This is a genomic window from Algoriphagus marinus, from assembly GCF_001936475.1.
GTDB lineage: Bacteria > Bacteroidota > Bacteroidia > Cytophagales > Cyclobacteriaceae > Algoriphagus > Algoriphagus marinus.
Genome location: NZ_MSPQ01000014.1, coordinates 46,753 through 73,546 on the forward strand (window position 1 = coordinate 46,753; position 26,794 = coordinate 73,546).

Genomic DNA, 26,794 nt, shown 5'->3' on the forward strand with positions numbered 1-26,794 from the left:
CCATTTGATGAAATTTTTCAATCTTCCAATCTTATAATATTCCAATCATCCATGTCCAACCGACTCATTTCTTCCAAAAGCCCATACCTTCTCCAGCACGCACACAATCCCGTGGATTGGTACCCTTGGGGACCTGAAGCGCTACGAAAAGCTGAAGTGGAAAATAAACCAATTCTAGTTTCAATAGGCTATTCCGCTTGCCATTGGTGCCATGTAATGGAGCGCGAAAGCTTCGAAGATGAAATCACCGCGGACCTGATGAATGAGAGTTTTGTCTGTATCAAAATAGACCGTGAAGAGCGTCCGGATATCGATAATATATACATGGATGCTGTTCAAGCGATGGGATTACAAGGTGGTTGGCCACTGAATGTATTTCTGATGCCCAATCAAAAACCATTTTACGGCGGGACCTATTTCCCAAATGCGCAATGGAAAAATTTGCTCGCAAACATTGCAGATGCCTTTGCAAAGCATGAAGATCAACTGGCAGAAAGTGCTGAAGGATTTGGAAACTCCCTGAATAAAAAAGAGACCGAGAAATATGGAATTACTGCCGGAGATCAAGAATTAGATCCCGATGAACTTGCCGAGGTGATGGCGAAGCTCAGCGCACAATTTGATCCGGAATGGGGAGGAATGAATCGAATTCCAAAATTCCCGATGCCGGCAATCTGGTCTTTTGCGTTGGATTATAGTCTGCTTTCACGAAATAAAGCCCTTCAGGAAAAAGTCTTTTTTACGCTCTGGAAAATCGGAATGGGTGGAATCTACGATCAAATCCGGGGTGGTTTTGCAAGATATTCCGTAGATGGCGAATGGTTTGCCCCTCATTTCGAAAAGATGCTTTACGATAATGGTCAATTGCTGGAACTCTATGCAAAAGCTTATCAAACCAGCGGCGATAAATTCTTTCTGGAAAAAGTAAATGAAACCATTGCCTGGCTGGAATCAGAAATGCTTCAGGAAGAGGGAGGGTTTCATTCGGCTCAGGACGCGGATTCGGAAGGCGTCGAAGGGAAATTTTACACTTGGACTTATCGAGAGCTCGCCGACATCCTTCCAGATGAAATGCCTTGGCTGAGTAAACTTTATAACCTCAAATCTGAAGGAAACTGGGAAGATGGCGTCAATATTCTATTCCAGACCAAACCCTATTCTGAAATCGCTTTGGAATTTGGATACTCAGAAACTGAACTTATCGATAAACTGAATAAGGTAAAAGGCAAACTGATTGAAGTTCGAAATCTTCGGATTTTCCCTGGTAAAGACGATAAAATTCTCAGCGGTTGGAACGGACTCATGTCTGCTGGATTAATTCAGGCCTTTTTTGCTACTGGTGAAAAACGAATGCTCGACTTAGCTTTGAATAATCTGAAGTTTTTGGAAGAAAAGCTTTATCTCGATGGCGTTTTGCATCGATCCTATAAAAATGGAGAAGCTTATACTCCAGGTTTTCTGGAGGACTATGCTAATGTAATAAGAGCAAGTTTGATGGCCTTTGAAGCAAGTGGGGATTCTCACTGGCTAAATTTTGCACAGCAACTTACAGAATTCTGCATAAAAGAGTTTTACGATGAATCAGATGGTTTCTTCTTTTTCAATAATCCAAAAGCAGAAAAACTTATTGCTAACAAAAAGGAATTATTCGACAACGTCATCCCTGCTTCCAACTCAGTAATGGCCAGAAATCTCCATCGCCTTTCACTAGTTACTTATGAAAGCAAGTTTCAGGAAATCTCCTCCAAAATGCTTGGCGGGATGAAAGATCTTATTTTAAAAGATCCCGGATTCCTTTCCAATTGGGGATCACTGTTTCTGGAAATGCTAATCCCAACTGCAGAAATAGCCATTGTCGGAAAAGGAGCCGAAGCGAAAGCTTTAGAATTTCAAAAAAGCTATGTTCCAAATTCTGTAATCGCATATTCGGAAGAATTGACAGAAACTGCCCCGATACTTTCTGGGAAAACAGCAGATTCAGATGGAAATGCCTTAATTTATGTTTGCTTCGATCATGCCTGCCGGAGACCGGTTAGCAGCATCGAAGATGCAATTTCACAACTTCCTTATTTAGCCTAAAACCATTGGAAAGCCTTTTTGGAGATCAAGATTTATACCCTGCCGAAAGCGGAAATAATTTCGCTGACATCATCTTGCCGGTGCCGATCCCAAGGATGTTTACTTATAAAATTCCCAAATCCTTAAAATCGGAGATCAATCTTGGTTCTCGGGTGATTGTACAGTTTGGGAAGAAAAAAGTACTGACAGGGATCATCGGAAAAGTACACAACAAGGCTCCTCAGGCTTACGAAGCCAAGCCAATATTAGAAGTTTTAGATGTTCAACCCAGTGTAAACCCACTTCAGATTCGGTTTTGGGTTTGGATGGCAGAATATTACTGCTGTCATATTGGTGAAGTAATGCATGCGGCGCTACCCTCAGGCTTGAGGCTCAGTAGCGAGAGTAAAGTTCAGCTTAATCCTAATTTTGATCGGGAAACCAGCAAGTATCCGCTGGATGAACGGGAAGAGAAAATCTTAGAAGCACTCGAAGCCTCCGCAGAACTCAGCTACGAAGACTGCGAAAAAGTACTTGGGGTGAAAACGATTCACCCGATTCTAAAAAGTCTGGTAACCAAAGAGGCCATCTTGATATTTGAAAAGGTACAAGAAAAATACACGCCTAAAGTCGAGACAAGAATTCGGCTTGTGAAGGAAATTGCTGAAAGCAAAACTGCGCTGGAAGAAGTATTTACTATCCTCGCTTCGAAGCCAAAACAGGAATCAATCCTGATGAAATATCTCCGGGATGTACCGGTATTCCAAAAACTTCACCTAAATGAAAAAGGCGTAGACAAGACGACTATTTTGGAAGAGGGCGATTCTGAATCTTCTTTGAAAACACTCATCAAAAATGGGATTTTCGAATCCTTCAAAGTGGTAGTCAATCGAATTGCTGAAGAGGAGCCAGAAAAAGAAGCCGCCAAACTTTCATCTTCCCAAGAAGCTGCATTCACTGACTTAAAGTCTCAATTTGAAGAAAAGCAGACAGTACTTTTGCATGGAGTGACCGGATCTGGAAAAACTGAAATCTATATTCAGCTGATTCAAGAAGTATTGGGAAGTGGTTCTCAGGTGCTTTTACTTTTACCTGAGATTGCTTTGACCACCCAAATCGTCAGCCGATTAAAAAAAGTTTTTGGCAGTCAAATGGGAGTTTACCATTCCAAGTATTCGGACAATGAACGTGTCGAGGTTTGGAATGGAGTACTGAGTGGGCGGTTTTCATTTGTGGTCGGAGTCAGATCATCCATTTTTCTTCCCTTCGATAGCTTAGGGCTGATTATCATTGATGAAGAGCATGAGTCCAGCTTCAAGCAATTTGATCCGGCTCCGAGATTTCAGGCCAGAGATGCAGCTATTATGCTTGCCTATTTTCATCAGGCTAAAACACTTTTGGGTTCAGCCACACCTTCATTTGAATCATTTTTCAATGCCCAGCAGGGAAAATATGGCTACGTAGAATTATCACACCGCTTTGGGGATGCCAGTATGCCAAACTATCATCTAGCAGACTTGGCAGCGGATAAGCGGAAAAACCTCCTAAAACTAGACTCGACACGAATGATGCGGGAACGGATTCAGGAAGCTTTGGATAATCAAGAACAAGTACTGATTTTCCAGAATCGCCGAGGCTACTCACCCTATATACAGTGCGAAGATTGCGGTTGGACAGGTCAGTGCGTACAATGTGATGTCAGTCTTACCTACCATCAATATTCAGAGGAACTCCGATGTCATTATTGCGGCTACAAGGAGAAAGTACCTAGCTCCTGCCCTGCCTGCGGAAGCACCCAACTCACTACAATGGGAATGGGAACAGAACGAATAGAAGAAACGTTGGGTCTACTTTTCCCAGAAGCAAGGATGGGAAGAATGGACCTGGATACGACTCGGAATAAATATGGCTACCAGCGTCTTTTGGATGAGTTTGGCGCTGGAAATCTGGACATTCTGGTAGGCACGCAAATGATTACCAAAGGCTTGGATTTTGGAAGAGTGACAGTAGTAGGAATATGGGATGGAGATCGGATTTTGAATTTCCCGGATTTCCGAGCCGGAGAAAGAGCCTATCAACAAATCACCCAAGTCGCTGGCCGAGCAGGAAGAAGAGAGAAACAAGGGCAGGTGATCATCCAAACCCGTAATCCCGAAACCCATCTTTACGAGCAGGTAATCAAAGGAGATTACAAAGAGTTTTTCCGACAGGAAATGATGGATCGAAAAAACTTTTACTATCCTCCCTATGTCAAGCTCATCAAGATCACCACAAGACATACTGACTTCAAAATCGCCGAAAAAGCAGCGCTTCATCTACACCATGGAATGTCAGAGATCGCGGTGAAAAAAATCGTTTTGGGTCCTGAAAAAGGAATCATTGCTCGAATAAAAAATCAATATCAATTTGAAAGTTTGATCAAACTGGATAAATCCGGCAACTCCCAAGCTGTTTTTAAACAGCAACTTTCCGTGATTTTTGAAGAGCTAAACTCCAGGCCTGAATTCAGATCCGTACGTTTTATTGTAGATGTGGACCCGTCTTGAGATTTAGGATATGAGATTTTAGATAGAAGATTTAGATAGAAGACTTTAGTAAAAAGGTGTTTGGCTTTTCAAATCAGGCTTAATTGGATAGACTAATTAAATGATAAGTGTCCTGATAAAGCTCCTAAAACGACTTACTCCCCAATTCCCCTCTCGTTCCTTAACTTTTTTGAAATCAAATCCGTAACTTATACGCATCAATTCTTTAACATGCGCATAAAATGAAAAAGCGTCTAAATATTACCGTCGAAGAACAACTGCTAGAAAAGATCAAAAAATACGCTGAGGAGCACGGAACTAGCCTTTCGGCTTTGGTAGAAGAGCATTTTGAGGCGTTGACTAAGCCAAAGGCAAAAATACCTGGAGGAATGTCCTTGGTCGAATACATGCAATCCCTTCCAAAGGTAAAATTTCCGGAAGATTACGATTGGAAAGAAGAATATTATAAAGCAAAGGCAAAAAAATACGGCGTTGAAAATCTTTTTTGATGTGAACATAGTCCTGGAACTCGCAATCAAAAAGATGGAGAATCCAGAAGCAAACCTTTTTATATTAGATCAAATTGAAGCAGGTAAAATAGTCCCTTTCATTACAACGGGGATTGTTCAAACGACTTCTTACTTTTTACTGAAATACCTGAAGTATCAAAAGACAAAAGAGGTTTTAGAAACACTAATTCCAAATTTTGAATTTTTGGAAGGAAAAAAAACACATGTATTTAATGCATTAAAAATGAATCTTCCAGATATCGAGGATGCAATATTTTATCAAATAGCCCTTGAAAATCACATGGACGCCATCCTCACCTCAGACAAAAATTTTTTGAAGCTTAGCAAACCTTACCTCCCCATTCTTTCTCCAGTGGATTTAGCGGATTGGATTAAAATAAAGTAGTTTGAAAGTATTAGCATGGACTTAAAAAGCATGAAAAAGGAACAACTAAAAAAATTAGTTAGAATAGTCTTTATTCTTGCAAGCATAAGCTCACTTTACTTTGTGCCCTGGCCTTTGGTGAAGGCTTGGATTTTGCCTCTCCCTGATACCATTCAAGAACAATTGGATGAGGCTATAGACCAAGGATTTGATGGGATGATTGTATATGTGGACCAAGGTGGGAAGCCCGCAGAGTTTTATGCTGCAGGCTGGCATGATCGAAAAAACAAAATCCCTGCCTACCCACAAGCCTTATTCAAGATAGCGAGTATCACCAAACTATACGTCGCTGTAGCCACCACAAAACTAGTTAAACAAGGGCGCCTTTCGTTAGATAAAACACTTGCTGATTACTTTCCAGAGCTTGTAGGAAGAATCGAAAATGCGGAAAAAATCACACTGAAAATGATGGTACAACATCGAAGTGGGATCCCGAATTTTGTGGATCACCCTGACTATTGGATAAATCCTCCAAAAAACAAACAAGAGACACTTGACTACGCCTTGGATTTACCAGCTGATTTTGAACCCGGAGAAAATTATGGCTATTCAAACACGAATTACATGCTGATCTCTGACCTTATAGATAAGGTGCTGGGTTATCCCCATCAGCAATATATTAAGGAAGAAATATTGATTCCACTTGGGTTGAACAACACCTACGGTTCGCTCGATGAAGTAAATATAGACGAGGTAATGAGCGGGTATTATGTAGGCATTGAGAAGGATTTCAAGACAGAAAATACCGGTTTAATGCTCGCAACAGCAGAAGATGTGGGTATATTCTTGAGGGCATTAAATGATGGATCGGTATTCAACGAGGGCGAACAGGAAATCTATTCCTCTATTTACGAATATGAACATACTGGTCTACTTCCTGGCTATCAAAGCATTGCAAAATACCACAAAGACATAGATACGATAGTTATTCAATTTAATAATACGACCAACTTTAATGGATATGAGTGGAACCTGGCAGAAATCTTTAACAGCCGGATCTTGAAAATAATTAGAAGGAAAAAAAGCTCCTGACTACCAAAGAACCACCAGCTCTAGATTAGATTCCTATTATTTCTCTGCTTCAATAAAATTCAACACGTCATCATACCCCTTGCTCCAAGTCCAGAAAAATTGGGTTACCATCGGAATGTGTTTGGTTTTTTTATAAAGTGAATAATCCAATTCAGTTTCTGTCTCCACTGCACGCTTCCTAAATCGATCTATAGTCAGTCTGATTCCTGGATAAGTTTGCTCACCCTCCATGATCAGCATTGGAATCTCATTTCCGTCCATAAAGTAAATCGGGGAATATTCCTTCCATACAGCTGGATCGTCCGTAAAAGCATCGTAATTATCCTTCCCATCAGGCTCCCCTTTTCGCTCATTGAGAAACCAGTACCAATCCAAACCAGCTGGATCGTTGAGAATCGCTCCTTTTAATGGGTTGGTAAAGCCTAATTTCTCATAAGGCTCTTTTTTAATTGCAGCCAAAGCTGCCAAATGTCCCCCGGCAGAATGCCCAGAAATAAAGATATTGTCCTTATCCCCTCCGTAGTTTTCAATGTTTTCATAAACCCACTTTACCGCTTTCACCGATGCGAGTTCCATTGTTGGAAGCTGGTAATCTGGAGCCAGCGGATAGTCAATAATGACGGTGACCACATCCCTTCGAGCCAATCGACTTCCCATAAAATCATAAATCTCTTTTCGTCCTTTATTCCAACTCCCCCCGTGGATAAAAATCATCACTGGAAGATCCTGTCCTTTTTTCTGGTAGAAAACATTTAATTGCTTTTGGGGTAAATTTTGTACCGAATCTGCTTCGAGATACGTGATATTCTTAGAGCGATGGATGGACTGAAAGGCACAACTACTCAGTCCCAGGATAATAAAAAGGGTAAATATTTTAACTTTCATTCAAAGTAGATTTCCAATAGAAAATAAAAAGGCTGTCAATTGTTTTAATTTTTGGGGCTCAAATCCCAAATCAAACCGCAATATGATATTTGTCATCGAAATTTTTCTGAGAGAATGACTAATTTGTACAAAGCTTAATCATGAAATACGAATACAATCCATATTCCTTCCGCTTTTTCTACTACCTGCTGAGCCTTCCTTTCCTGATCTTGCTTTCTTGTCGGGAAGAGGATGAAAATGCAATTTTCCCCACGATGGGAGCCATTTCAGAATCTGTATATGCCTCCGGCCAAATCAAAGCAGTCAATCAATACGAAGCTTTCACCAGTGCTTCCGGCCCAATCCAGGAAATTTTTGTTCAGGAAGGCGACTTGGTTCAGGAAGGAACTCCCATTCTGGCTGTGTATTCTGAGCGTGAAAAATTAAGCCGGGAAAATGCGGAAATCGCCAGAGCCTATGCTGATCTCCAGACCAATCAAAGTAAACTTAGAGACCTGCAGCTAAACATCGACTTTGCAAAAAGTAAAATGCTGAATGATTCTCTTTTATACCATCGACAACAAAATCTTTGGAAGCAAAATATAGGCACGGAGGTGGAACTGGAACAAAGACAACTCACTTTTCAAAATTCTAAAACAGCCTACGAAACAGCTTTGCTTCGCTATGAGGATCTCAAAAAAGAAATTCAATTCAATGAAAAAACTGCTGGGAAAAGTCTGGCTATCAGCCGAGTTCTGGAGAGTGAATATGTCCTGAAAAGTAAAATAAACGGAAAGGTCTATTCTCTTCCCAAGGAAAAAGGAGAAATGGTCACTCCACAGGTTGCTTTGGCAGTGTTGGGAAGTGCTGATGAATTTCTTCTGGAGCTTCAGGTCGACGAATATGATATAGCTAAAGTCAAGATTGGGCAGCCACTAGTAGTATCAATGGATAGTTATAAGGGAGAAACTTTTACTGCTGAAGTCACAAGGATCTATCCGATTATGGATAGCAATACCAAAAGCTTTACCATAGAAGCCGAATTCACAAAAGCACCTCCGCAACTTTATCCCAACCTCACCTTAGAGGCGAATATCGTACTTTCAGAAAAAGCCCAAACCATAATTATCCCTAGAGCTTTTCTGATCGATGACCAATATGTTCTGAATGAAAATGGGGATTCCATCCGGGTGGAAGTTGGAATTAAAAACTACCAATCTGCCGAAATTCTAAGAGGTCTGGATACCTCGACCAAAATCTTAAAGCCAGGCTTATGAAATGGTCGCTAATTTTAGAATTAGCCAGAGCGCTTATGTTTGCTCGAATCAAACAGACACTGGTCGCGGCTATCGGAGTAACATTCAGTATCACCATGTTTGTAGCGCTGCTTGGATTTATGAATGGCCTAAATACGCTATTGGATGGACTGGTACTTAACAGGACCCCACATATCCGTTTTTACAATCAGATTAAGCCAAACCCGAACCAGCCCATTGATCTTTCTTCTGAGTTTGGCACTGGAATCAATGTCATTCGATCCATTAAGCCTAGTAATTCGAGATTGGCAATCTATAACTCAGAACCTATTTTAAAAACGCTAAACGAAGATCCACGAGTAAGAGGTGTCAGTGCTAAAATAGCTTCCCAAGTATTTTATAATGTCGGCAGTATTGATTTGACCGGAGTGGTCAATGGAATAGATCCTGAAAAGGAAACTGAGTTATTTGCCTTTCAGGATTATGTTACCGTGGGAAATCCGGCTGATTTACTCCAAACAAACAGTATTATTTTGGGAAAAGGAGCTGCGGACAGAATGCTTGCCGATATTGGAGATGTAATCCAAGTTACTACCGCACAGGGAAATAAAGCACAGCTAAAGGTAGTCGGCTATTATCAGTCAGGCTTGGCCGATTTTGACAATGCGAATAGTTTTGCTTCCATCAATACCGTCCAAAAAATGATGGGAGAACCTGCTTCTTACTTGACGGATATTCAGGTAAAGCTATATGACTTTAATCAGGCTCCAGAATTTGCGAATGAATATCGAGATATTTTTGAAATAGAAGCAGACGATATACAGACCGTCAATGCGCAGTTTGAAACAGGATCAAGCATTCGAACACTGATTAGTTATGCTGTAGGTATTACTTTATTGGTGGTATCAGGCTTTGGGATTTATAATATCCTTAATATGATGATTTATGAGAAATTGGATACCATCGCAATCCTCAAAGCCATTGGTTTCAATAGTTCAGATGTCAAGCGCATTTTTATCACGATTGCTTTATCGATTGGTTTTATTGGCGGCGCCTTGGGATTGCTCTTAGGTTATTTGAGCTGCCTGGGAATTGAGCGAATCCCATTTGAAACAGATGCGCTGCCGACGGTGAAAACCTACCCTATTGATTTCAGTTCCAAATACTACTTTATTGGAGGTGTTTTTAGCTTGGTGACTACTTACCTGGCAGGTTTTTTCCCGGCAAGAAAAGCTAGCAGTGTGGATCCGGTAGATATAATCAGAGGGAAATGACAAAGACAAATCAACCCGTTCTAGAAGCGAAAAATATCGATAAGTTTTTCTACAATCCTATCGAAACTCAGGTATTGAAGAATGTGAGTTTCAGGATTAATCGTGGAGAATTCGTCTCGGTAGTCGGTAAAAGTGGCTGCGGCAAATCTACTTTGCTTTACATCCTCTCTACCATGGATACCGATTACAAAGGCGAGCTATTGATTGATGAACAGATTATAACTGGAAAACATGCGAATTACCTCTCACGGCTTAGAAATGAAAAAATCGGTTTCGTCTTCCAGTTTCACTATTTGCTCAACGAATTTTCTGTCCTGGAAAATGTCCTGATCCCCGGGTTAAAGTTGGGGAAATTTTCAAGAGAAGAATTGGAGCATCGGGCAATGGAAAAGCTTAAGATTTTTGATATGCAAGATCATGCGCTGAAAAAAGCGAATCAACTTTCTGGAGGCCAGAAACAACGTGTAGCGATTGCCAGAGCCCTAATCAATGATCCGTTGCTGATTATGGGAGACGAACCAACCGGGAATCTGGACAAGAAAAACGCGGATATTGTATTCAATATCTTCAAAGAATTAACTACTGAATTTCATCAAACGATTCTGATAGTGACTCACGACCCTGAATTTGCTGACGGTACTGATCGAATCATTGAGATGGAAGATGGGAGAGTGATCAGTGGGCAGTAGGCAGTATTACAGTGGGCAGTGTCTTCGTCATTGCGAGGAGGAACGACGAAGCAATCTCCTGAACTTTAACAGATTGCTTCGTTCCTCGCAATGACGTTAAACCGCTGGTTCCTGTTGACTCAAGCAATGAAAGCTTCCCAACCCCCAAATAATATCCGTACTATCGATTCCTACAACTCTTCTGTTTGGGAAACAATTCGTAAGAATATCCAAAGCCTTTTGATCATTCTTATCTCGGAAAGTGGGTACAATCACCGATTCGTTTGCAATGTAAAAATTCGCATAAGAAGCTGGAAGTCGCTGATCTTCATAGATCACCGGACTTGGCATTGGAAGTTCTACAATATTCAATTGCTTACCATCTTCTAATCTCATCTTCTTTAAGCGATCAAGATTCTCCTGAAGCAGGTGATGGTTTTCATCTGATTTATTTTCCTCCACTACCGTCACCACGGTATCCGAATTCACAAATCGCGTAATATCATCGATATGCCCATCGGTATCATCTCCCACGATCCCATCTCCTACCCAGAGAATATGATTTACTCCGTAATAATCACAGAGGTATTTTTCAATCTGTTCCTGATTTAGATCTGGGTTTCTGTTTTCATTCAAGAGGCAAGCTTCAGAAGTCAAAAGCGTTCCTTTTCCGTTAAATTCAACCGAACCGCCTTCCATAACGATTCCCGGTCGGAAGCAAGGAATTCCAAGTTCAGCCGCAATTTTAATCGGAATCTGATTATCCAGATCATGAGGAGGATATTTCTCTCCCCAAGCATTGTATTCCCATTTTACCAAAGCTTTCTTTTCTTCTGCTTTTGGATTGATGATAAAGGCCGGTCCATGATCTCTGCACCAGGCATCATTGGTAGGGAAAAAGTGAAAACGAATCTGAGCCAAGTTTACTCCCGCCTTTTCCAAATGAACCAAAGCAAAATTCTTCATCGCCTCATTGGCGACATTGATATTTACTTTTTGGCCTTTGGCAACCTCCTTGATAAAAAGCGAATATGGCGCATAAATCGTATCGATTTTTCCTGGCCAAGATTCTTCCTTATGTGGCCAACTGAGCCACATGGATTCTTGCGGAGCAAATTCTGCCGGGAAATAATAGCCTAATTCCGCCGGAGTGGCTGCTCCGGTTTTTGCGAGTTCAAAAATAGTGGACATGAGTTTATTCTTCGTCGAGGTAGCGCTTGGTAATCGGTGCATAAGAATCAATTCTTCGGTCGCGAAGGAAAGGCCAATGCGTGCGGTAACGATCCGAACCTGTCAGATCTAATTCTTCTACATGCACTTCTTCTTCCAAATGAGGCGCTTTGTAAGTCACTCGACCAAAGGCATTGGAGACAAAACTTCCTCCCCAGAACTGCATCGGTCCCTCCACTCCTGTTCGGTTGACCGATACTACTGGAATTCCATTAGCAACCGAGTGCGAACGCTGAATGGTCTGCCAAGCATTGTATTGATCATCATTAGTTTGCTCATCTTGATGTAAAGCCCAGCCGATGGCTGTAGGATAAACCAAAAAGTCAGCACCTTTAAGAGCGGTAATTCTTGCAGCTTCCGGATACCACTGATCCCAGCAAATCAAGACTCCGATCTTACCGAATTTGGTAGGGAATACTTTGTAGCCTAAGTCTCCTGGCGTGAAGTAAAACTTCTCATAATAGCCCGGATCATCTGGAATATGCATTTTTCGGTATTTACCGAGGTAGCTTCCATCCGCATCTAAAACTGCGGTCGTATTATGGTAAAGCCCTTCCGCTCTTTTCTCAAAAAGTGAAGCGACAATCACTACACCCAACTCTTTAGCCAAACCTCCTAAAGAATCGGTCGAAGGACCTGGGATAGCTTCTGCTAAAAGAAAGTTGTCATAATCCTCCACATCGCAGAAGTATAGCGAACGAAAAAGTTCCTGAAGTACCACCACTTGAGCGCCTTTGGCAGCTGCCTCACGGACGCCTGCGATGGTTTTATTCATATTTTCGGTCACATCCCCAGAGCAACTGAGCTGTACCAAGCCTACTTTGACGGTTTTATTAGCCACGATTGATTCGTTTTTGATTGAGGGGCAAAGATACTTCTTGATCAAGTAATCCCAAAACTTTGGATTTTAAAGGGAAAAATATCGAAGAATTAATTGAGCAGATTTGAAGAAAAACAATTGATTGTTTACGTATAAAGACCTTTCAGAGTAAGTCAGAACACCACAACAAACCGTACTAAATAAACAAGATTGCAGTAAGCAAACCCCAATAATCCGTAAAAAGAATACAAACAACCCGAATTCGTCTTATCCTCAAACTTACGTTTAGACTCAACTTTGTAGCACAACTTAAACGCTATAAAAATGAAAAAGACAATTTTAATTACCGGTGCAAGCAGTGGGATAGGAAGAGAAACTGCAAAACTATTTCAGTCTAAGGGTTGGAACGTAATCGCTACCATGCGAAATCCACAAATCGAAGCAGAGTTAAAGGCTTTAGAAAACGTCTTGGTTACAAAGCTTGATGTTTTGGATTTGGAATCTATTCAAAATGCTGTCAGTGAAGGCATTCAAAAATTTGGTCAGATTGACGTTTTATTAAATAATGCAGGTTACGGAGCCTATGGCACTTTGGAGTCATTTTCAAGAGAAAAAATAGTACGTCAGTTCAATACCAATGTGATAGGACTTTTGGATGTAACGAAGGCTATTCTTCCTCATTTCCGCCAAAATAAAACTGGCATCATCATTAATATCTCTTCCATAGGTAGCAAAATAACCTTCCCTTTAGGTGCTTTGTATCATGGGACAAAGTTTGCTGTTGAAGGTATTTCAGAATCGTTGAACTATGAAGTCGAACAATTTGGCGGGCAAGTAAAAATTGTTGAGCCAGGCATGATAGCAACCGATTTTGGTGGCAGGTCTTTTGATTTTAGCAATGACGAAACCATGGCTGAATACCAAAAAATCGTCGGCGCTTTAATGGGTGCAATGCCCAAAATGGCAGAAAATGCTTCTCCGGCAAGTGTCGTAGCCGAGGTGATTTTTGAAGCCGCAACCGATGGTAAAGACCAACTACGCTACACCGCTGGAGAAGATGCTAAAATACTTATGGCAAACCGTCAACAATTTGATGACGCCACATTCATTGGTGGAATCAAATCACAATTCGGACTTTAAGCCAGCGATATGAATCCAATAGTTAAATATTTCAATGCGGAAAAAGCCGAAAGCCTATTATTTATAAGTTTCGGCATTTTTGCCATCCTCCTCTCGATTTACTTATTGTTTTTCTTGAAGGACAGTTTCTGGAAAGGTCTCGCCATTCCCCTCATCGTTTTTTCGCTTGTGCAGCTAGTCATCGGCACTACTATTTATATAAGAAGCCCTAAGGACAACTTCCGGGTAGAAAATCTGATCAAACTGGAGTCTGAAAAAATCCAAACTGAAGAAATCCCTAGAATGGAGATCGTCGTCCAAAATTTCGTTTATTACCGATATTTTGAGATCGCACTTATCTTGGTAGGAATCGTTCTCATGTATTCCTTATCAGGATATGGATTTTGGAAGGGAGTTGGATTGGGCCTATTTATTCAATGTGCCGTCTTGCTTTCCTTAGATTTCTTTGCTGAGAAAAGAGCGCATTTCTACCTGAATCATTTGCAAGAACTAGTAGACAAACTATGAAACCAATCATACACATCCATACCATTTCAGACTTATACAAATTGTTTGATTTAGGTCCTAGTCAGCACCCTTTAGTAGCGGTATTGGATTTTAGTAAGGTCAGCGAACAAGTAGAACAAAATTCCATGATTTCTACTGATCTCTATTCCATCATGTTTAAAAATTACTGCAAAAACAATTTCAAATACGGTCGCAAAACTATTGATTTTCAGGATGGCAATTTGATCTGCATCGCTCCCAACCAAGCCATAGAGATCGATAATGAAGTGGAATCAAGAGAAAACATGCTGGGTTGGGGTCTGTTTTTCCATCCGGATTTGATTCGGGCAACCTCCCTGAATGACAAAATAAAAGACTACAGCTTTTTTTCATACGAGATATCTGAAGCACTTCACCTTTCGGATAAGGAAAAAAATATCCTGTATGAATGCGTGCAAAAAATCGAAGCCGAACTCAAAGAGAATATTGATGTCCACAGCCAGTTTATTATTGTTTCTACCATCGAGTTATTGTTGAATTACTGTTCACGGTTTTATGGCAGACAATTGATTACAAGAAGCTAATCCAATAAGAAAATAATCTCCCAAATCGAAGCGATTTTAAAGCGGTATTTTTCAGTTGATATAATTAAAGAAAAAGGGTTGCCCACCGTCAAATTTTTAGCGGAGCAAGTCAACTTATCCCCAAGTTATTTGAGCGACCTTCTAAAGAAAGAGACTGGCAAAAATACCCAAGAACACATTCATTTTTACCTTATAGAGGAAGCAAAAAACGGTCTAATCAATACAGATAAAACGGTTAATGAAATAGCTTATAATTTAGGATTTGAATATCCTCAATACTTTAACAAACTTTTCAAACAAAAGACCGGTCAAACACCAATGGAGTATAGAAATCTAAATTGATAAAATGCTTTCTAATAAATAGGGTTGACCAAAATGGGGGCAAAAGTGGAAAGCTTCGCATTTATAATTTTAATTAACCTATCCCGATAAGTCTGAAAACAATACCAATTATTATTTTTTTTCTTTCTCCGATTACCAACCATTCCTCAAAAAGTATTTGAAGACTCCGTTCATCTGCTTAAATTCCACTTTGTCCTGAAATACCCTCTTATGAAATCGCGCATGTTGGCAGCGACACGTGGAGGAATAATTGCTAACTAGGCTTGATTTCCCGCCCGAATGGCGTCAGTTGGTCGGGTATGAAAAATTTAAAAAAACAATTATAATCATATGAAAATCAAATCACTTTTACTCTTGCTCGGCTTGAGTCTTTCCATTTTTGTCCATGGTCAGGAATTGACCAGTGAATTATTAAACGGACTCCCGCTAAGAAATATTGGTCCTGCCAATATGAGTGGAAGGATCGTTGATCTTGCGGTAGTTGAATCAGACCCATACACTTTTTATGCAGCTACAGCCACTGGGGGTATCTGGAAAACGACCAATAATGGAGTTTCTTTTGAACCTGTTTTTGAAAATGAAAAAACGCACTCGGTAGGAGCGATCGCTGTAAATCAAAACCACCCCAATATCCTATGGGTAGGAACTGGCGAGCGAGCCAATCGGCAAAGTAATTCTTGGGGAGATGGTGTTTATATATCCCATGACGGCGGCAAGAACTGGAATAATGTAGGGTTAAAAGACTCTCATCATATCGGAAGAATTGTGCTTCATCCTACAGATACCCTTGTCGCCTATGTTGCCGCAATGGGTCATCTATGGGGCCCCAATGAAGAAAGAGGCTTATATCACACAAAAGATGGCGGTAAAACCTGGGACAGATTAATCTATGTGGATGAAAATACAGGCGTATCCGATGTCGCGATGGATCCTTCCGATCCCAATATCCTATATGCTGCCACTTACCAAAGAAGACGAAAGCCTTATGGATTTCATGGCGGAGGCCCTGGTAGTGGAATACATAAATCCACAGATGGAGGAAAGACTTGGGAAGAATTAAAAAATGGACTTCCTGAAGGGGATTATGGCCGAATTGGTATCTCCATTTATCGCAACAATCCTGAAGTTGTATTTATTTCTTTGGAACAGGGCTATCAATACAATGCTTCCACTGCTTATAATGAGAGAAGAGCTGGTTTATACCGCAGCAAAGACAAAGGAGAAAGTTGGGAATTGATGAGTGATTGGAATCCAAGACCCATGTATGCTTCACAGCCCTTGGTGGATCCAAGTGATGAGTCAAGAATTTATATGATGAATCAGTACAGTTACTCTAGCGATAGTGGAAGAACTTTCATTGCTCCTCGTCAATCGCTTCATGGGGATGATCGAATTCTTTGGGTCAATCCTAAGGACTCCCGACATGTCATTAAAGGTGATGATGGAGGAATAGGGATTTCCTATGACAGAGGGATCAAATGGCTCTTTGTTAGCAATCTTCCGGTAAGTCAGTTTTATCGTGTTTCAGTTGACAATGCAAAACCTTACAAAGTCTATGGTGGCTTGCAAGACAATGGAAGTTGGGTAGGACCAAGCGAAACCTACCGCACTGATGGTATTTTGAATGAAGATTGGAGAAGGCTTGGAGGGGGTGATGGTTTTCTAAATCTAGTGGATCGAAATGATCCAGATGTAGTCTATACCGAATCTCAATATTTGGGACTTTCCAGATACAATATGAAAACTGGACAGCGTCAGGATATTCGTCCAGGCGATCCAAGAGGCAGAATAAGTGCTAGAAGAAATTGGGATGCCTGGGGACCGGGAATTCCGGAACCAGAACTGGGAAATGCGATGGCGCCAGGAAACTGGGATGGTCCGTTCTTTTTATCGCATCATGATGATAATACCATCTACGCAGGCACCAACGTGCTATGGAAAAGCACAGATAATGGTTCTACTTGGGTCTCACTAGGTGATCTTACTACCAAAGTAAATAGAAGAGAGCTTCTAATCATGGGACAAAGGCCAGACGAAAATACCGCCTCATTGGACGATGGGATTCCCTACTATCCTACTTTGACAGCAGTTGCTGAAGACCTACACAGACCGGGAATGCTTTATGCTGGAACAGATGATGGCTTGCTGCAAGTGTCTTGGGATGATGGACAAACCTGGAATGATGTGAGTAGCTCTTTGGTTGGACTTCCAAAGGAAACTTGGATTAATACCTTTGAACCATCCTCCCATACTGCAGGAACAGCATATGTTGCCATCAATAATTATAGAAATAATGATTTCAATAATTACATCTATCGTACAGAAGATTATGGAAAGACCTGGGAATCCGTTGAAGGTGATTTACCTGCCAACCGTGTTGCAAGAACCTTAAGAGAAGATCCCAAAAACCCCAACTTACTCTACTTGGGTACAGAATTAGGCCTTTTTATCAGCATTGATAGAGGGGAGCATTGGGTAGAATTAAAAAGTAATATGCCTACTCTTCCCTTTAACGACTTGGTCATTCATCCAAGAGATAATGATTTGGTCTTAGGCACACATGGCCGTGGGGTTTGGATTTTAGATCATGTCAATGCGCTACAAGAAATAAGCCCTGCAATTCTAAAGCAAAAAGCCGCTTTATTCTCCATCTCAGATGCCGAAATCATCAATTATTTGGATGATGGAGCACACACAGGCGACATGTACTATCGGGGTGAAAATCCTGCATTCGGTGCGGCAATCGACTATTATCTGAAAGACTCAGTTGCCAATGATGCGATCAGTTTAAAGATTTATGATGCACAAGGAATACTCGTTGATGAGGTTAAGACAGAAAACAAGTCTGGACTTCACCGTGTAATGTGGGAACTCCGCTACCAAAACAAGCAAGCCGGAACTGGCAGGTCTAGAATGAATGGGCCTTATGTTTTACCGGGACTTTATACTGCTAAGTTGCAAGTGAATGGAGAAATCTATGATCAAAAATTCAAGGTAAGTGATGACCCACGTCTTGATGTCTCTATCGATGTGCGGAAAGAGTGGACGGCATCACAAATGAATGTTCTTGCATTGTCTTCAGAAGTTACTTCAGATCGGGCAAGTATCGAAAAGTTGATTAAACAATTGGATCAATTGGAAAAAGACAAGGTTTCTTATGATAAGAGTGCAGCAGCTCCTTTAAAAGAAATAAGTGAGAAGTACAATGAGCTATTCAGCCGAATCAGAACTCTTTATTCAGAAATAGGTGATTACATTGGTCCTTGGTCACATGATCAAAAGGAACAGTACAACTATTACCTATCGATGAAAGACAAACTCAAAGTTGAAAGAGATCAAGTCCTTAAAAATACTCTACCCAAAATCAACAAAGGACTAAAAAAAGACAAGCAGTTGAAAATTGACTAATGCATTAAAAAAGATTTGATAAAAAGACTTTCGATTTGTAAAAATTGAAATAGTCTGGAAACAGAATTTTAAAAGGTTCGAGTCATTAGGCTCGAACCTTTTGTTTGTAATGCATTCGAGGCTTAATAGATAAATGCTAGGATTTCCATTAGCTTTTCTCTATTTTTCCACTTTGACACAATAGACCCTTCCCCATGAAAAAACACCTGCTCACAAACCTATTATTCCTAATTGCATTAGTATTTACTTCCCATGCACAGGAGGCCATATTTCGGGCCCAAAACATTGTTTCTCCAGAAATTCGTGAAGACGGAACTGTTACGTTCAGACTCTTTGCTCCGAATGCAAATTCAGTTCAGGTAACTGGAGATTTTTTACCATCAATGAAAATTGAAACACCGAGAGGTCCTATGGATGGGCCAGGAAAAAATGATTTAGTGAAGGATGCTAATGGAGTCTGGGAATATACATCCACAGCATTAACCCCAGAGTTGTACAGCTATTCCTTTATCATTGATGGCTTTACCACCACCGATCCCAGTAATCCTTTTCTCATTCGAGATGTGGCTTCGGTGACCAATATCTTTATTGTAGGCGATGGTCAGGCTGATCTTTACCGAACTCAGGATGTCCCGCATGGAACAGTTACCCGTCGTTGGTATGATTCTCCGACACTGGGGATGGATAGAAGAATCACCATTTATACTCCACCTGGATATGAAGAATCAACTGAAAAATATCCAGTGCTTTATCTTTTACATGGAGCTGGCGGTGATGAAGAGGCTTGGATAGCCTTAGGCCGTACAGCCCAAATCATGGACAATCTAATCGCTGAAGGCAAAGTAAAGCCAATGATTGTAGTGATGCCAAATGGCAATGTGATTCAAGATGGAGCTCCCGGGGAAGGAAGTCTAGGTTTTTATAAACCCCAATTCATGATTCCAAAGACTATGGATGGAACTTATGAAGGAGCTTTCAAAGACATCATCAACTTCGTGGAAAGCAATTATCAAGTAAAAGCAGATAAAGCCAATCGGGCAATTGCCGGACTTTCTATGGGTGGATACCATTCCCTGCACATTTCCAGATATTATCCGAACACTTTTGATTATGTAGGCTTGTTTTCAGCAGCAATTATGGCTCGGGAAGATGCAACAGGGAAGGTTTACAGTGATTTTGACAAAACTTTAACTGCCCAAAAAGAAAACGGGTACAAGCTCTACTGGATCGCTATTGGCAAAACTGATTTCCTCTATGAAGCAAACAAGGAGTTTCGAAGCAAACTAGATGGCATGGAAATGCCTTATGAATATGTGGAAAGTGAAGGTGGCCATATCTGGAGAAACTGGAGAGTTTACCTGACTCAGTTTACTCCATTACTATTCAAATAATAAAAGAATTACCTATTAACCTATTTATTGCATAAAGCGCAGTCCGTTTTGGATTGCGCTTTTTTTGATTCCCTGTTTTGTCCATTTCATGTTGAAACTTTTTAGGAAAATAGCAATATCATATACCTCGAAAATTAGACTCTTTTTGGTGGCACATCAAGCTTTATAGAAAATCGATAGCCAGAAAATTCCCTAACTTAAATTCACAAAATCAAAACCTAGCAACAAATGAAACTACTCCCCTTTCTGATCTCAATTTTCATCATCACGTCTTTTTCAGCTACAGCCCAGCAGTCCTGCATGACGGAGGAAAATATCAAGGCACTAGATGCCAAATGGGAAGAGGCTAATCTAAATCCAGACCCTGATTTTATGGAATCTACTTTAGCCGAAGGATTTATTTGGGTGCATAATCATTACTCTTCGGTTGACAGTAAAGAATCTGCGGTTGAGAAAGCCAAAAGACAAAAAGCAAATGGTGGTAACAATAATACGTCTCGAGTTCAAAGAGACGTGGAAGTGGTGATTACAGGAAATACTGCGATCGTAACTGGATTTACCTATGTTGATAGAACCGAAAATCCAGCCAACTACCATTTTATGCGGACCTATGTTGAGATTGATGGAAAATGTCTCTTAATAGGAAATCATACAATGGCTATTCCTGAGGAAGAATAGATATTTAGAAAAAGTAAATATTAATTCTCCGGCCCCAGCTTTACTTTAGCTGCTTCCAGCAAAGTTTTGGAATCAAATACTTTACCGGCTTTGACAACCGTATGAACAGATCGAGTCCGATTGATATCTTCCAATGGATTTCCTTTGATGATCATCACATCTCCCCATTTTCCGGGCGAAATACTTCCTGTACGATCTGAAATTTTGAAGGCTTCAGCATTCTGTTGGGTCGCAAAGTAAAGTACATCGGCAGCTGGAATTCCAATTTCAACCATGGCTGCCATTTCCCTATGAATAAAGAAACCACCGATTCCTCCACCCAAGTAATTATCCAGTAAAAGTGGTCGGTCGGTCCCCACTGTAATCAATCCCCCTGCATCATAATACCGCTTTAGAACTCCTTGTTTCACAGGATATATCAAAGCACAAAGTTCATTGAAACTTGAGGGCTTTACATTCTTAATTACATTTCCTGCGAAAGGTGTAAAGTATTGATTTTCAAATGCCCAATCCTCAAAAATCGGAGAATCTACCAAACCGATAGCACCATAAGTTCCCAATGTTGCATCGAAATAAACTCCGTTTTTGATATACAATTGAATGATTTCTTCCAGCCTTGGATCTGCAGGATCTAGGTCTTTTAAACTATTATAGGCACTGGTAGTAGCTACCAACAAGTCTCCTCCCAAAAAATGCTCTATTCGATCAATCCCCATTTTGATTGCATCCTGAGGATTGACCGAGTTTCTAAATCCAGAATCCAAATGACCGGTTACAGTAAGATTATGTTTATGAGCTTGGTCTATTAGAATTGCAAGATGCTCTTTTGTAATCCCTTTAGCTTTGAAACCAAGTGCTCCCCTCTTTGCCCAATAATCCACTCGATCACGAATTTGCTGCTCAGTAAAATCAGAATTCCAATCTGGTGCAGCAGTTCCGTAATAAGGTCCAGAGTGTAGGATTCTTGGCCCAGGCCGTTCATTGGCATCAATCGCCTCTTGAAGACCCCACATTTTCTCAGGTTCTATTTCTCCTGCCGGAAAAGTGCTGGTGATTCCATTGGCCAAGAAAATCTTGGGCATTGCCACAGTATCATCGTAAGCTTTGTTGTCATAACTCACCCGATAATGGGCATGCAAATCAATTAAGCCTGGGAGCACATAATCTGCATCACTTAGGTTGAGCACTTCCCAATCGCTTGCTCCTTCCCCTTCTCCGAAAATTCCATCCTCTATATAAATCCCTGAATTCTTCTGGAAACTTTTGCTTTCAGTATCAAACACCCACCCACCTTTGATCAGCAGATTTTGAGAGAAAGCTTGAAAACTTCCTATACATAGTAGAATGACTGCCAGAACATGTCTTTTATTCATACGATTGAAATGAAAGGGTGAAGAATCAATTTTCAATATAATGAAATTACCAATGGTTGAATCTGAATAATGACCTGATTGATATTCATGAAAAATCCCAACCCGCGATTTCACCTTATGAGAATTCTTGCAGGTTGGGTTGGGATACTCCAGAACAGATAGCAGACTTTAGAATGTCTGTGAAAATTATTTAATCTTCAGAGCTAGTTCTTCGATCCTGTTTTTATGATAATCACTTCCGCTGATCTCATAAGCTTTTTTGACAAACTCTAAAGCGGATTTCGGATCATCATTTGCCTCATAATAATCCGCCATAGAATCATAAAGATTGGCACTCTTTGGAAAATAATGGATTCCCTGCTCAAAGAACATTTTCGCTTTTTCCATTTGACCACGATCCATACTCATGTAGCCGGACATAGTCATCAAATCTTCAGGAAAAGGGGGCTCTGGGTATCCAAAATGAGCTTCTAACTTCTCAGCTCTATAATTCATTAATTCAAGCAAGTCTTCTTTGGGAGTTTCTGGAATGTTGAATAATTCAACCCTTTCCATCTGAAACCAGTCGAATAGTGAAATCAATCCATTCCGAAGGGAAGGAAGGGGAACAGTGCCATGAAGATCAATTGGGAAGAAATCCCAATCAAAGTCTAAGCCCTCTCCCGAATTTGCTCTGATGAACTCCGAAAACGCAATATTACTTCGGGCAAAAAGTGTGAATTCAGAATCGTCCTGCATGACATTCTCTATAGTCATTTCAGGCTTTTGCATGTGCAACTGCCCACTGAGCGAAACATATAGTGATTTTCCTTCTAAGCTTTTCTTCGAGAAAACTTCTTTCGCCTGCTTAAGCATCAATTGATCATCCCAATCCAAACTCGGGTCAATTGCCAAATAATTCTCAAAAAGTTCGGGCTGATGGATCAAAGTATAGATCGAAAAGAGTCCGCCATAAGAATGGCCGATGAGGGTTCTATAATCGCTGGCCGGATAGTTTTCTTCCACATAGGGAATCAGTTCCTCACCTACGAATCTCAAAAATTGATCTGCTTCTCCATTTGGACCATAGCTTGGCTCGACAACTGAAGGAGTCAAATCTCTGGTTCTATTTTCTTGATTAGAAACTCCGATTAGGATCATATCCGGCAAAAACCCGCCCATATAAAACCTTTGAGTAACGCTTAGTGCAGGCAGCAAATTTTCCCCATCCAGAATAAAAGCGATAGGATATTTTCTGTCACTTTCAGGATCAAATCCTTCGGGAAACTGTACATAGAACACCCTGGATTCTTCCAGAACTTCTGAATAAACAGAGTCTTTTATACCTATTTGAGACAGGAATTGGGCTTTAGCCTCGCTAATTATGCTAAACAAAATAGCGAGGCAAAGAAGTGTTTTTTGATTGAGGAAAAACGACATCAGGTGGGTTTTATTAGAACTTGACAATTGATTTATTTAGCTACTTTTGAAGCTTCAGCTTTTCGCATCCAGCTAAGTATAAAAGTGGCAGTATAACCCAGAACGAAAACGAGTAAGCCAAAAAGAGGTGAAAGCAGGGTTACTTTTAATCCCCCAGCAACAATAGCCGGATCAGCCCCACCAGTCGCTTCCAGCGCATCAAATGCCTGAATCAATCCCAAAAGGGAATTTAGAAAAGAGATTACCAGGCCAAGCAAAACGATTTGATTTACCAGTTTTTTGTATTTCAAGAAAGTTGGGGTATCAGCATTGAGCTTAGAAAAAGCTTTGACTGTGAAAAAAATTGCCAATAATAAGCATAGGAAAACCAGTGTCATTCCAAGAAAACCACTTTCCTGAAAACGATCGGTTATAACATTTAAAAACACCATGTTTTGGCCTAAAATTGTTGTGAGTGTGTCCATTGATTATTTATTTAAATGAGTTCACAAGTTTACCATACTTTGCAGGCTGGTAGTAGTTTTTGCGACAAACGACTGGCAAGGCTTGGGATTTGACAGGATTCAACTGGATTCTGGAAAAAGTTTATTCCCTGAAGTTACTCATCCCCAGAAACCCGTCAATCGTCGCAAATTCTTTGGAAATACAATTTTTTAAAAGACCTTGTCCTACTCAAAAATGGATAAGAATCGAGTAATAAAGCAATTGCTAAAGAAAATGCTGGAGCAGGTATCCATCTGTTTTGGTGCGCTGGTATTCTTTGCTTTTTACTTTGGAATCACGATTTCTGATCTTGGCCCGGCTTTTACTTTCGGAGCTTTTTTACTTCCTGCTACCATGGGAATGGTCAATGTATTTAGCTTTTATCTTATTCCGAAATTTCTATTCCGGCAGCAATACTTTTGGTTTGCACTCTATACTTTTTATTCCATTGTCATCTCTATATTTCTGATCGCTTTATCCTCTTTTTACGGATTCCTTTTTATCAATTCGGTGGAATCGCTCGGCACCGAATTTACTTTGACAAAAAATCTCTACCTCATCATTGTGGCTGTTTATATCGTGGTTTTGGTCACTTCTTTATTCGCTGCCTATCGGGAAAGCTACAAGCTACACCTGAAAAACCAAGAACTCCAGTACACGATTCTCAACGGAGAACTCTTACTTAAACAAGAGGAACTCTCCTACTTGAAGATGCAGATTCAACCCCATTTTTTATTCAACACACTCAATACAATTTATGGATCGGCTATCGCAAAGAGTCCTGAAACACCCGAGTTGATTCTTAAGCTTTCCAATTTATTGGATTACATTTTATACCAAACTCAAAAAACACTCGTCCCCTTGCAGGATGAAATAAATCATTTGAAAGACTATCTAGCCTTGGAAAAATTGAGACATGGAGATAAACTCCGGATTATTTCCAGTTTTCCTGAGGAAACAACGAATCTTATGGTTGCCCCGATGCTGTTTCTTCCTTTATTGGAAAACAGCTTCAAACACGGGAAATCTCAAGAAAAAGAGGCCTTCGTCGAAATAAGAATTGAGGCTCAAAAAGATCAAGTGGATTTCTATCTAAAGAACTCTTTCGATGATTCAGAAACAAAAAGAACCTTGACTTCTTCAGGAATAGGTCTTCAAAATATCCAAAAGAGACTTAAACTCTTGTACCCGGATTCCCATTCATTTAACATCAAGAAATCAGATGGTTATTTTGTAGTTGAGCTTAAACTGTTAACCACCCTACCAAAGCCACAGGTATCATGAATTGCCTAATTGTTGACGACGAACCCATAGCACAGAATATTCTCAAGGAATTCATCTCCAAGGTGGATTATCTTCATCTGGTGGATTGTTGCAGCAATGCAAATGAGGCTTTTAATGTGGTTCAACAAAATGAAATCGATTTGGTATTCTTGGATATCAATATGCCTGGGATAGATGGCATGGCATTCGCCAAAATCATCCCTAAAGAGATTCATGTTATCTTCACCACAGCCTATCGTGAATATGCGATTGAAGGCTTTAATCTGGAGGCAACCGATTATTTATTGAAACCTATTCCTTTTGATCGATTCCTTAAATCTGTCGCAAAAGTCCAGGAATCACTAAACAAAGGCAGAAATTCCACATCTGCTGAAAAGCCTGAATTCCTATTCGTTCGACAAGATCGGAAAATGGAAAAGATAGAATTTTCAGATATTCTATTCGTCGAAAGCTATGCAGATTACATCAAGATCCATCTAAAAGATCGTGTTTTGGTCGTCCGTGAAAGCATCTCCAATTTTGAAAACAAGTTACCGGTAAGCCAATTCATTCGCTTCCACCGTTCCTTTATTGGAAATATGTCCGCAATTGATTCCTACACTCATGAATTCCTGGAGATTGCAGGCAATGCTTTGACCATCAGCAGATCCTATAAAGAAGAGGTGCTGAAGCGGTTGCAACAATTTGAATAAATCATAATCTTAAAATTTCTGAATTTTTAATTCAAGTTTGATGGGAATTAGAATTTTTCATTTTACTTTGTAACTCAAAGTACTTTTAGACATGAAATCGAGCATGATTAAAATTTCACAAAAGGATGTAATCGAGCATGACTAAAAAGTCACACACTGGTATGATTATCAGCTTTGCGAGATTCCATATGACCTATAAAAATCGAATTATAAACAGATGAAAAAACCGGAACAAGAATTAGCAGAGATCAGGTCCATGATGGAGCGAAGTACCCGCTTCCTTTCGCTGAGCGGACTGGCGGGGATCCTGGCTGGGATTTATGCTTTAGCTGGAGCAAGCTTAGCTTGGTATTGGATTTATTTTCCCTCCTCAGAATATGCATCGGGAACCGAATCGATTTCTACAGCTGACCTTCGTATCAATTTGCTGGTTGTAGCATTAGTTGTTTTAGGTCTTGCAGTAGGCTCTGCTTATTTTCTGAGTCAGAATAAAAGTCAGCGAAAATCCCAGCAATTTAGATCTCCTGCAAGCAAGCGATTTCTTCTGGCTTTATTCATCCCTGTTATTGCAGGCGGGCTGTTTTCCTTCGCCCTGATCCACCAAAGCGCCTATCAAATGATTGCCCCGGCAACCTTGATTTTCTACGGATTGGGATTGATCAATGCATCTCATTTTACACTAGGCGAAATCAAAAACCTTGGAATCGGACAGCTCATCTTAGGAATTATTGCAGCTTTCTTTCCAGAATTTGGGCTAATCTGCTGGGCACTGGGTTTTGGAGTTCTGCATGTGATCTACGGCTCGTTGATGTATTTTAAATACGATCGGTAAA

24 protein-coding genes are annotated in these 26,794 nt (G+C 40.4%); 18 read left to right on the forward strand and 6 right to left on the reverse strand.

The window, feature by feature from the left end; genetic code table 11:
- Positions 1-51 precede the first annotated feature (51 nt).
- The 5 genes from BVC88_RS18345 (at position 52) to BVC88_RS18365 (ending at position 6,569) form a co-directional block, all read left to right on the forward strand.
- Positions 52-2,079 (forward strand): thioredoxin domain-containing protein, encoded by a 2,028-nt coding sequence (locus tag BVC88_RS18345; protein ID WP_075352187.1) that lies wholly within the window; start codon positions 52-54, stop codon positions 2,077-2,079.
- A gap of 5 nt (positions 2,080-2,084) precedes the next feature.
- Complete coding sequence (gene priA / locus BVC88_RS18350; RefSeq protein ID WP_075352188.1) at positions 2,085-4,604, forward strand: replication restart helicase PriA; 2,520 nt, start codon at positions 2,085-2,087, stop codon at positions 4,602-4,604.
- A gap of 221 nt (positions 4,605-4,825) precedes the next feature.
- The gene (locus BVC88_RS18355) at positions 4,826-5,092 is read left to right on the forward strand and encodes a DUF6364 family protein (protein WP_075352189.1); all 267 of its coding nucleotides are present in this window, start codon (positions 4,826-4,828) and stop codon (positions 5,090-5,092) included.
- A gap of 1 nt (position 5,093) precedes the next feature.
- Entirely contained in the window at positions 5,094-5,498 is a 405-nt protein-coding gene (locus BVC88_RS18360) for a type II toxin-antitoxin system VapC family toxin (protein WP_175574448.1), read from the forward strand.
- A 30-nt stretch (positions 5,499-5,528) separates the two neighbouring features.
- Positions 5,529-6,569, forward strand: a complete 1,041-nt coding sequence (locus BVC88_RS18365; RefSeq protein WP_075352271.1) for a serine hydrolase domain-containing protein — start codon at positions 5,529-5,531, stop codon at positions 6,567-6,569.
- A 36-nt stretch (positions 6,570-6,605) separates the two neighbouring features.
- On the opposite strand, the gene BVC88_RS18370 is transcribed toward BVC88_RS18365, so the two are convergent.
- Positions 6,606-7,454, reverse strand: coding sequence for an alpha/beta hydrolase (locus BVC88_RS18370; RefSeq protein WP_075352191.1), 849 nt, complete (start codon positions 7,452-7,454; stop codon positions 6,606-6,608).
- Positions 7,455-7,594: 140 nt separating this feature from the next.
- On the opposite strand from BVC88_RS18370, the gene BVC88_RS18375 reads away from it, so the two are divergent.
- From BVC88_RS18375 to BVC88_RS18385, 3 genes are read left to right on the forward strand one after another with little or no spacing between them, the layout of a single operon-like run.
- Positions 7,595-8,710: an efflux RND transporter periplasmic adaptor subunit gene (locus tag BVC88_RS18375; protein WP_075352192.1), complete on the forward strand. Its 1,116-nt coding sequence runs from the start codon at positions 7,595-7,597 to the stop codon at positions 8,708-8,710.
- On the forward strand, positions 8,707-9,963 hold the full coding sequence (locus BVC88_RS18380) for an ABC transporter permease (protein WP_075352193.1): 1,257 nt from the start codon (positions 8,707-8,709) through the stop codon (positions 9,961-9,963). The genes BVC88_RS18375 and BVC88_RS18380 overlap by 4 nt, the downstream gene beginning before the upstream one ends.
- Positions 9,960-10,652 (forward strand): ABC transporter ATP-binding protein, encoded by a 693-nt coding sequence (locus tag BVC88_RS18385; RefSeq protein WP_075352194.1) that lies wholly within the window; start codon positions 9,960-9,962, stop codon positions 10,650-10,652. Before BVC88_RS18380 ends, BVC88_RS18385 begins: the two co-directional genes overlap by 4 nt.
- A 96-nt stretch (positions 10,653-10,748) precedes the next feature.
- Here BVC88_RS18385 and BVC88_RS18390 read toward each other — a convergent pair whose 3' ends face one another.
- Together BVC88_RS18390 and BVC88_RS18395 are read right to left on the reverse strand one after the other, a co-directional pair.
- Positions 10,749-11,822, reverse strand: a complete 1,074-nt coding sequence (locus BVC88_RS18390) for an agmatine deiminase family protein (RefSeq protein WP_075352195.1) — start codon at positions 11,820-11,822, stop codon at positions 10,749-10,751.
- Positions 11,823-11,826: 4 nt separating this feature from the next.
- Positions 11,827-12,702: a carbon-nitrogen hydrolase gene (locus BVC88_RS18395; RefSeq protein ID WP_083639158.1), complete on the reverse strand. Its 876-nt coding sequence runs from the start codon at positions 12,700-12,702 to the stop codon at positions 11,827-11,829.
- Positions 12,703-13,005: 303 nt separating this feature from the next.
- Between BVC88_RS18395 and BVC88_RS18400 the strand changes: the two genes are divergently transcribed.
- The 7 genes from BVC88_RS18400 (at position 13,006) to BVC88_RS18425 (ending at position 20,710) form a co-directional block, all read left to right on the forward strand.
- Positions 13,006-13,821, forward strand: a complete 816-nt coding sequence (locus tag BVC88_RS18400) for an SDR family oxidoreductase (protein ID WP_075352196.1) — start codon at positions 13,006-13,008, stop codon at positions 13,819-13,821.
- Positions 13,822-13,830: 9 nt separating this feature from the next.
- Entirely contained in the window at positions 13,831-14,328 is a 498-nt protein-coding gene (locus BVC88_RS18405) for a hypothetical protein (protein ID WP_075352197.1), read from the forward strand.
- Positions 14,325-14,891, forward strand: coding sequence for a hypothetical protein (locus BVC88_RS21600; RefSeq protein WP_245803682.1), 567 nt, complete (start codon positions 14,325-14,327; stop codon positions 14,889-14,891). The genes BVC88_RS18405 and BVC88_RS21600 overlap by 4 nt, the downstream gene beginning before the upstream one ends.
- A 78-nt stretch (positions 14,892-14,969) precedes the next feature.
- Positions 14,970-15,233 carry a helix-turn-helix domain-containing protein gene (locus BVC88_RS21605; protein ID WP_262481243.1) on the forward strand — a complete coding sequence of 88 codons (264 nt, stop codon included), beginning with the start codon at positions 14,970-14,972 and terminating at the stop codon, positions 15,231-15,233.
- A gap of 330 nt (positions 15,234-15,563) precedes the next feature.
- Positions 15,564-18,641: a sialidase family protein gene (locus BVC88_RS18415; RefSeq protein WP_075352198.1), complete on the forward strand. Its 3,078-nt coding sequence runs from the start codon at positions 15,564-15,566 to the stop codon at positions 18,639-18,641.
- Positions 18,642-18,835: 194 nt separating this feature from the next.
- Positions 18,836-20,032 carry an esterase gene (locus BVC88_RS18420; protein ID WP_075352199.1) on the forward strand — a complete coding sequence of 399 codons (1,197 nt, stop codon included), beginning with the start codon at positions 18,836-18,838 and terminating at the stop codon, positions 20,030-20,032.
- 228 nt (positions 20,033-20,260) lie between these two features.
- On the forward strand, positions 20,261-20,710 hold the full coding sequence (locus BVC88_RS18425) for a nuclear transport factor 2 family protein (RefSeq protein ID WP_083639155.1): 450 nt from the start codon (positions 20,261-20,263) through the stop codon (positions 20,708-20,710).
- 20 nt (positions 20,711-20,730) lie between these two features.
- Here BVC88_RS18425 and BVC88_RS18430 read toward each other — a convergent pair whose 3' ends face one another.
- From BVC88_RS18430 to BVC88_RS18440, 3 genes are all read right to left on the reverse strand, one after another.
- The gene (locus BVC88_RS18430) at positions 20,731-22,083 is read right to left on the reverse strand and encodes an amidohydrolase family protein (RefSeq protein WP_139316608.1); all 1,353 of its coding nucleotides are present in this window, start codon (positions 22,081-22,083) and stop codon (positions 20,731-20,733) included.
- Between the two features lie 186 nt (positions 22,084-22,269).
- On the reverse strand, positions 22,270-23,502 hold the full coding sequence (locus BVC88_RS18435) for an alpha/beta hydrolase-fold protein (protein ID WP_075352202.1): 1,233 nt from the start codon (positions 23,500-23,502) through the stop codon (positions 22,270-22,272).
- A gap of 32 nt (positions 23,503-23,534) precedes the next feature.
- Complete coding sequence (locus BVC88_RS18440; protein WP_075352203.1) at positions 23,535-23,966, reverse strand: MotA/TolQ/ExbB proton channel family protein; 432 nt, start codon at positions 23,964-23,966, stop codon at positions 23,535-23,537.
- A gap of 214 nt (positions 23,967-24,180) precedes the next feature.
- Between BVC88_RS18440 and BVC88_RS18445 the strand changes: the two genes are divergently transcribed.
- From BVC88_RS18445 to BVC88_RS18455, 3 genes are all read left to right on the forward strand, one after another.
- Positions 24,181-25,269, forward strand: coding sequence for a sensor histidine kinase (locus BVC88_RS18445; RefSeq protein ID WP_075352204.1), 1,089 nt, complete (start codon positions 24,181-24,183; stop codon positions 25,267-25,269).
- The gene (locus tag BVC88_RS18450) at positions 25,266-25,961 is read left to right on the forward strand and encodes a LytR/AlgR family response regulator transcription factor (protein ID WP_075352205.1); all 696 of its coding nucleotides are present in this window, start codon (positions 25,266-25,268) and stop codon (positions 25,959-25,961) included. The genes BVC88_RS18445 and BVC88_RS18450 overlap by 4 nt, the downstream gene beginning before the upstream one ends.
- A gap of 217 nt (positions 25,962-26,178) precedes the next feature.
- Entirely contained in the window at positions 26,179-26,793 is a 615-nt protein-coding gene (locus tag BVC88_RS18455) for a hypothetical protein (protein ID WP_075352206.1), read from the forward strand.
- Position 26,794: the final 1 nt, after the last annotated feature.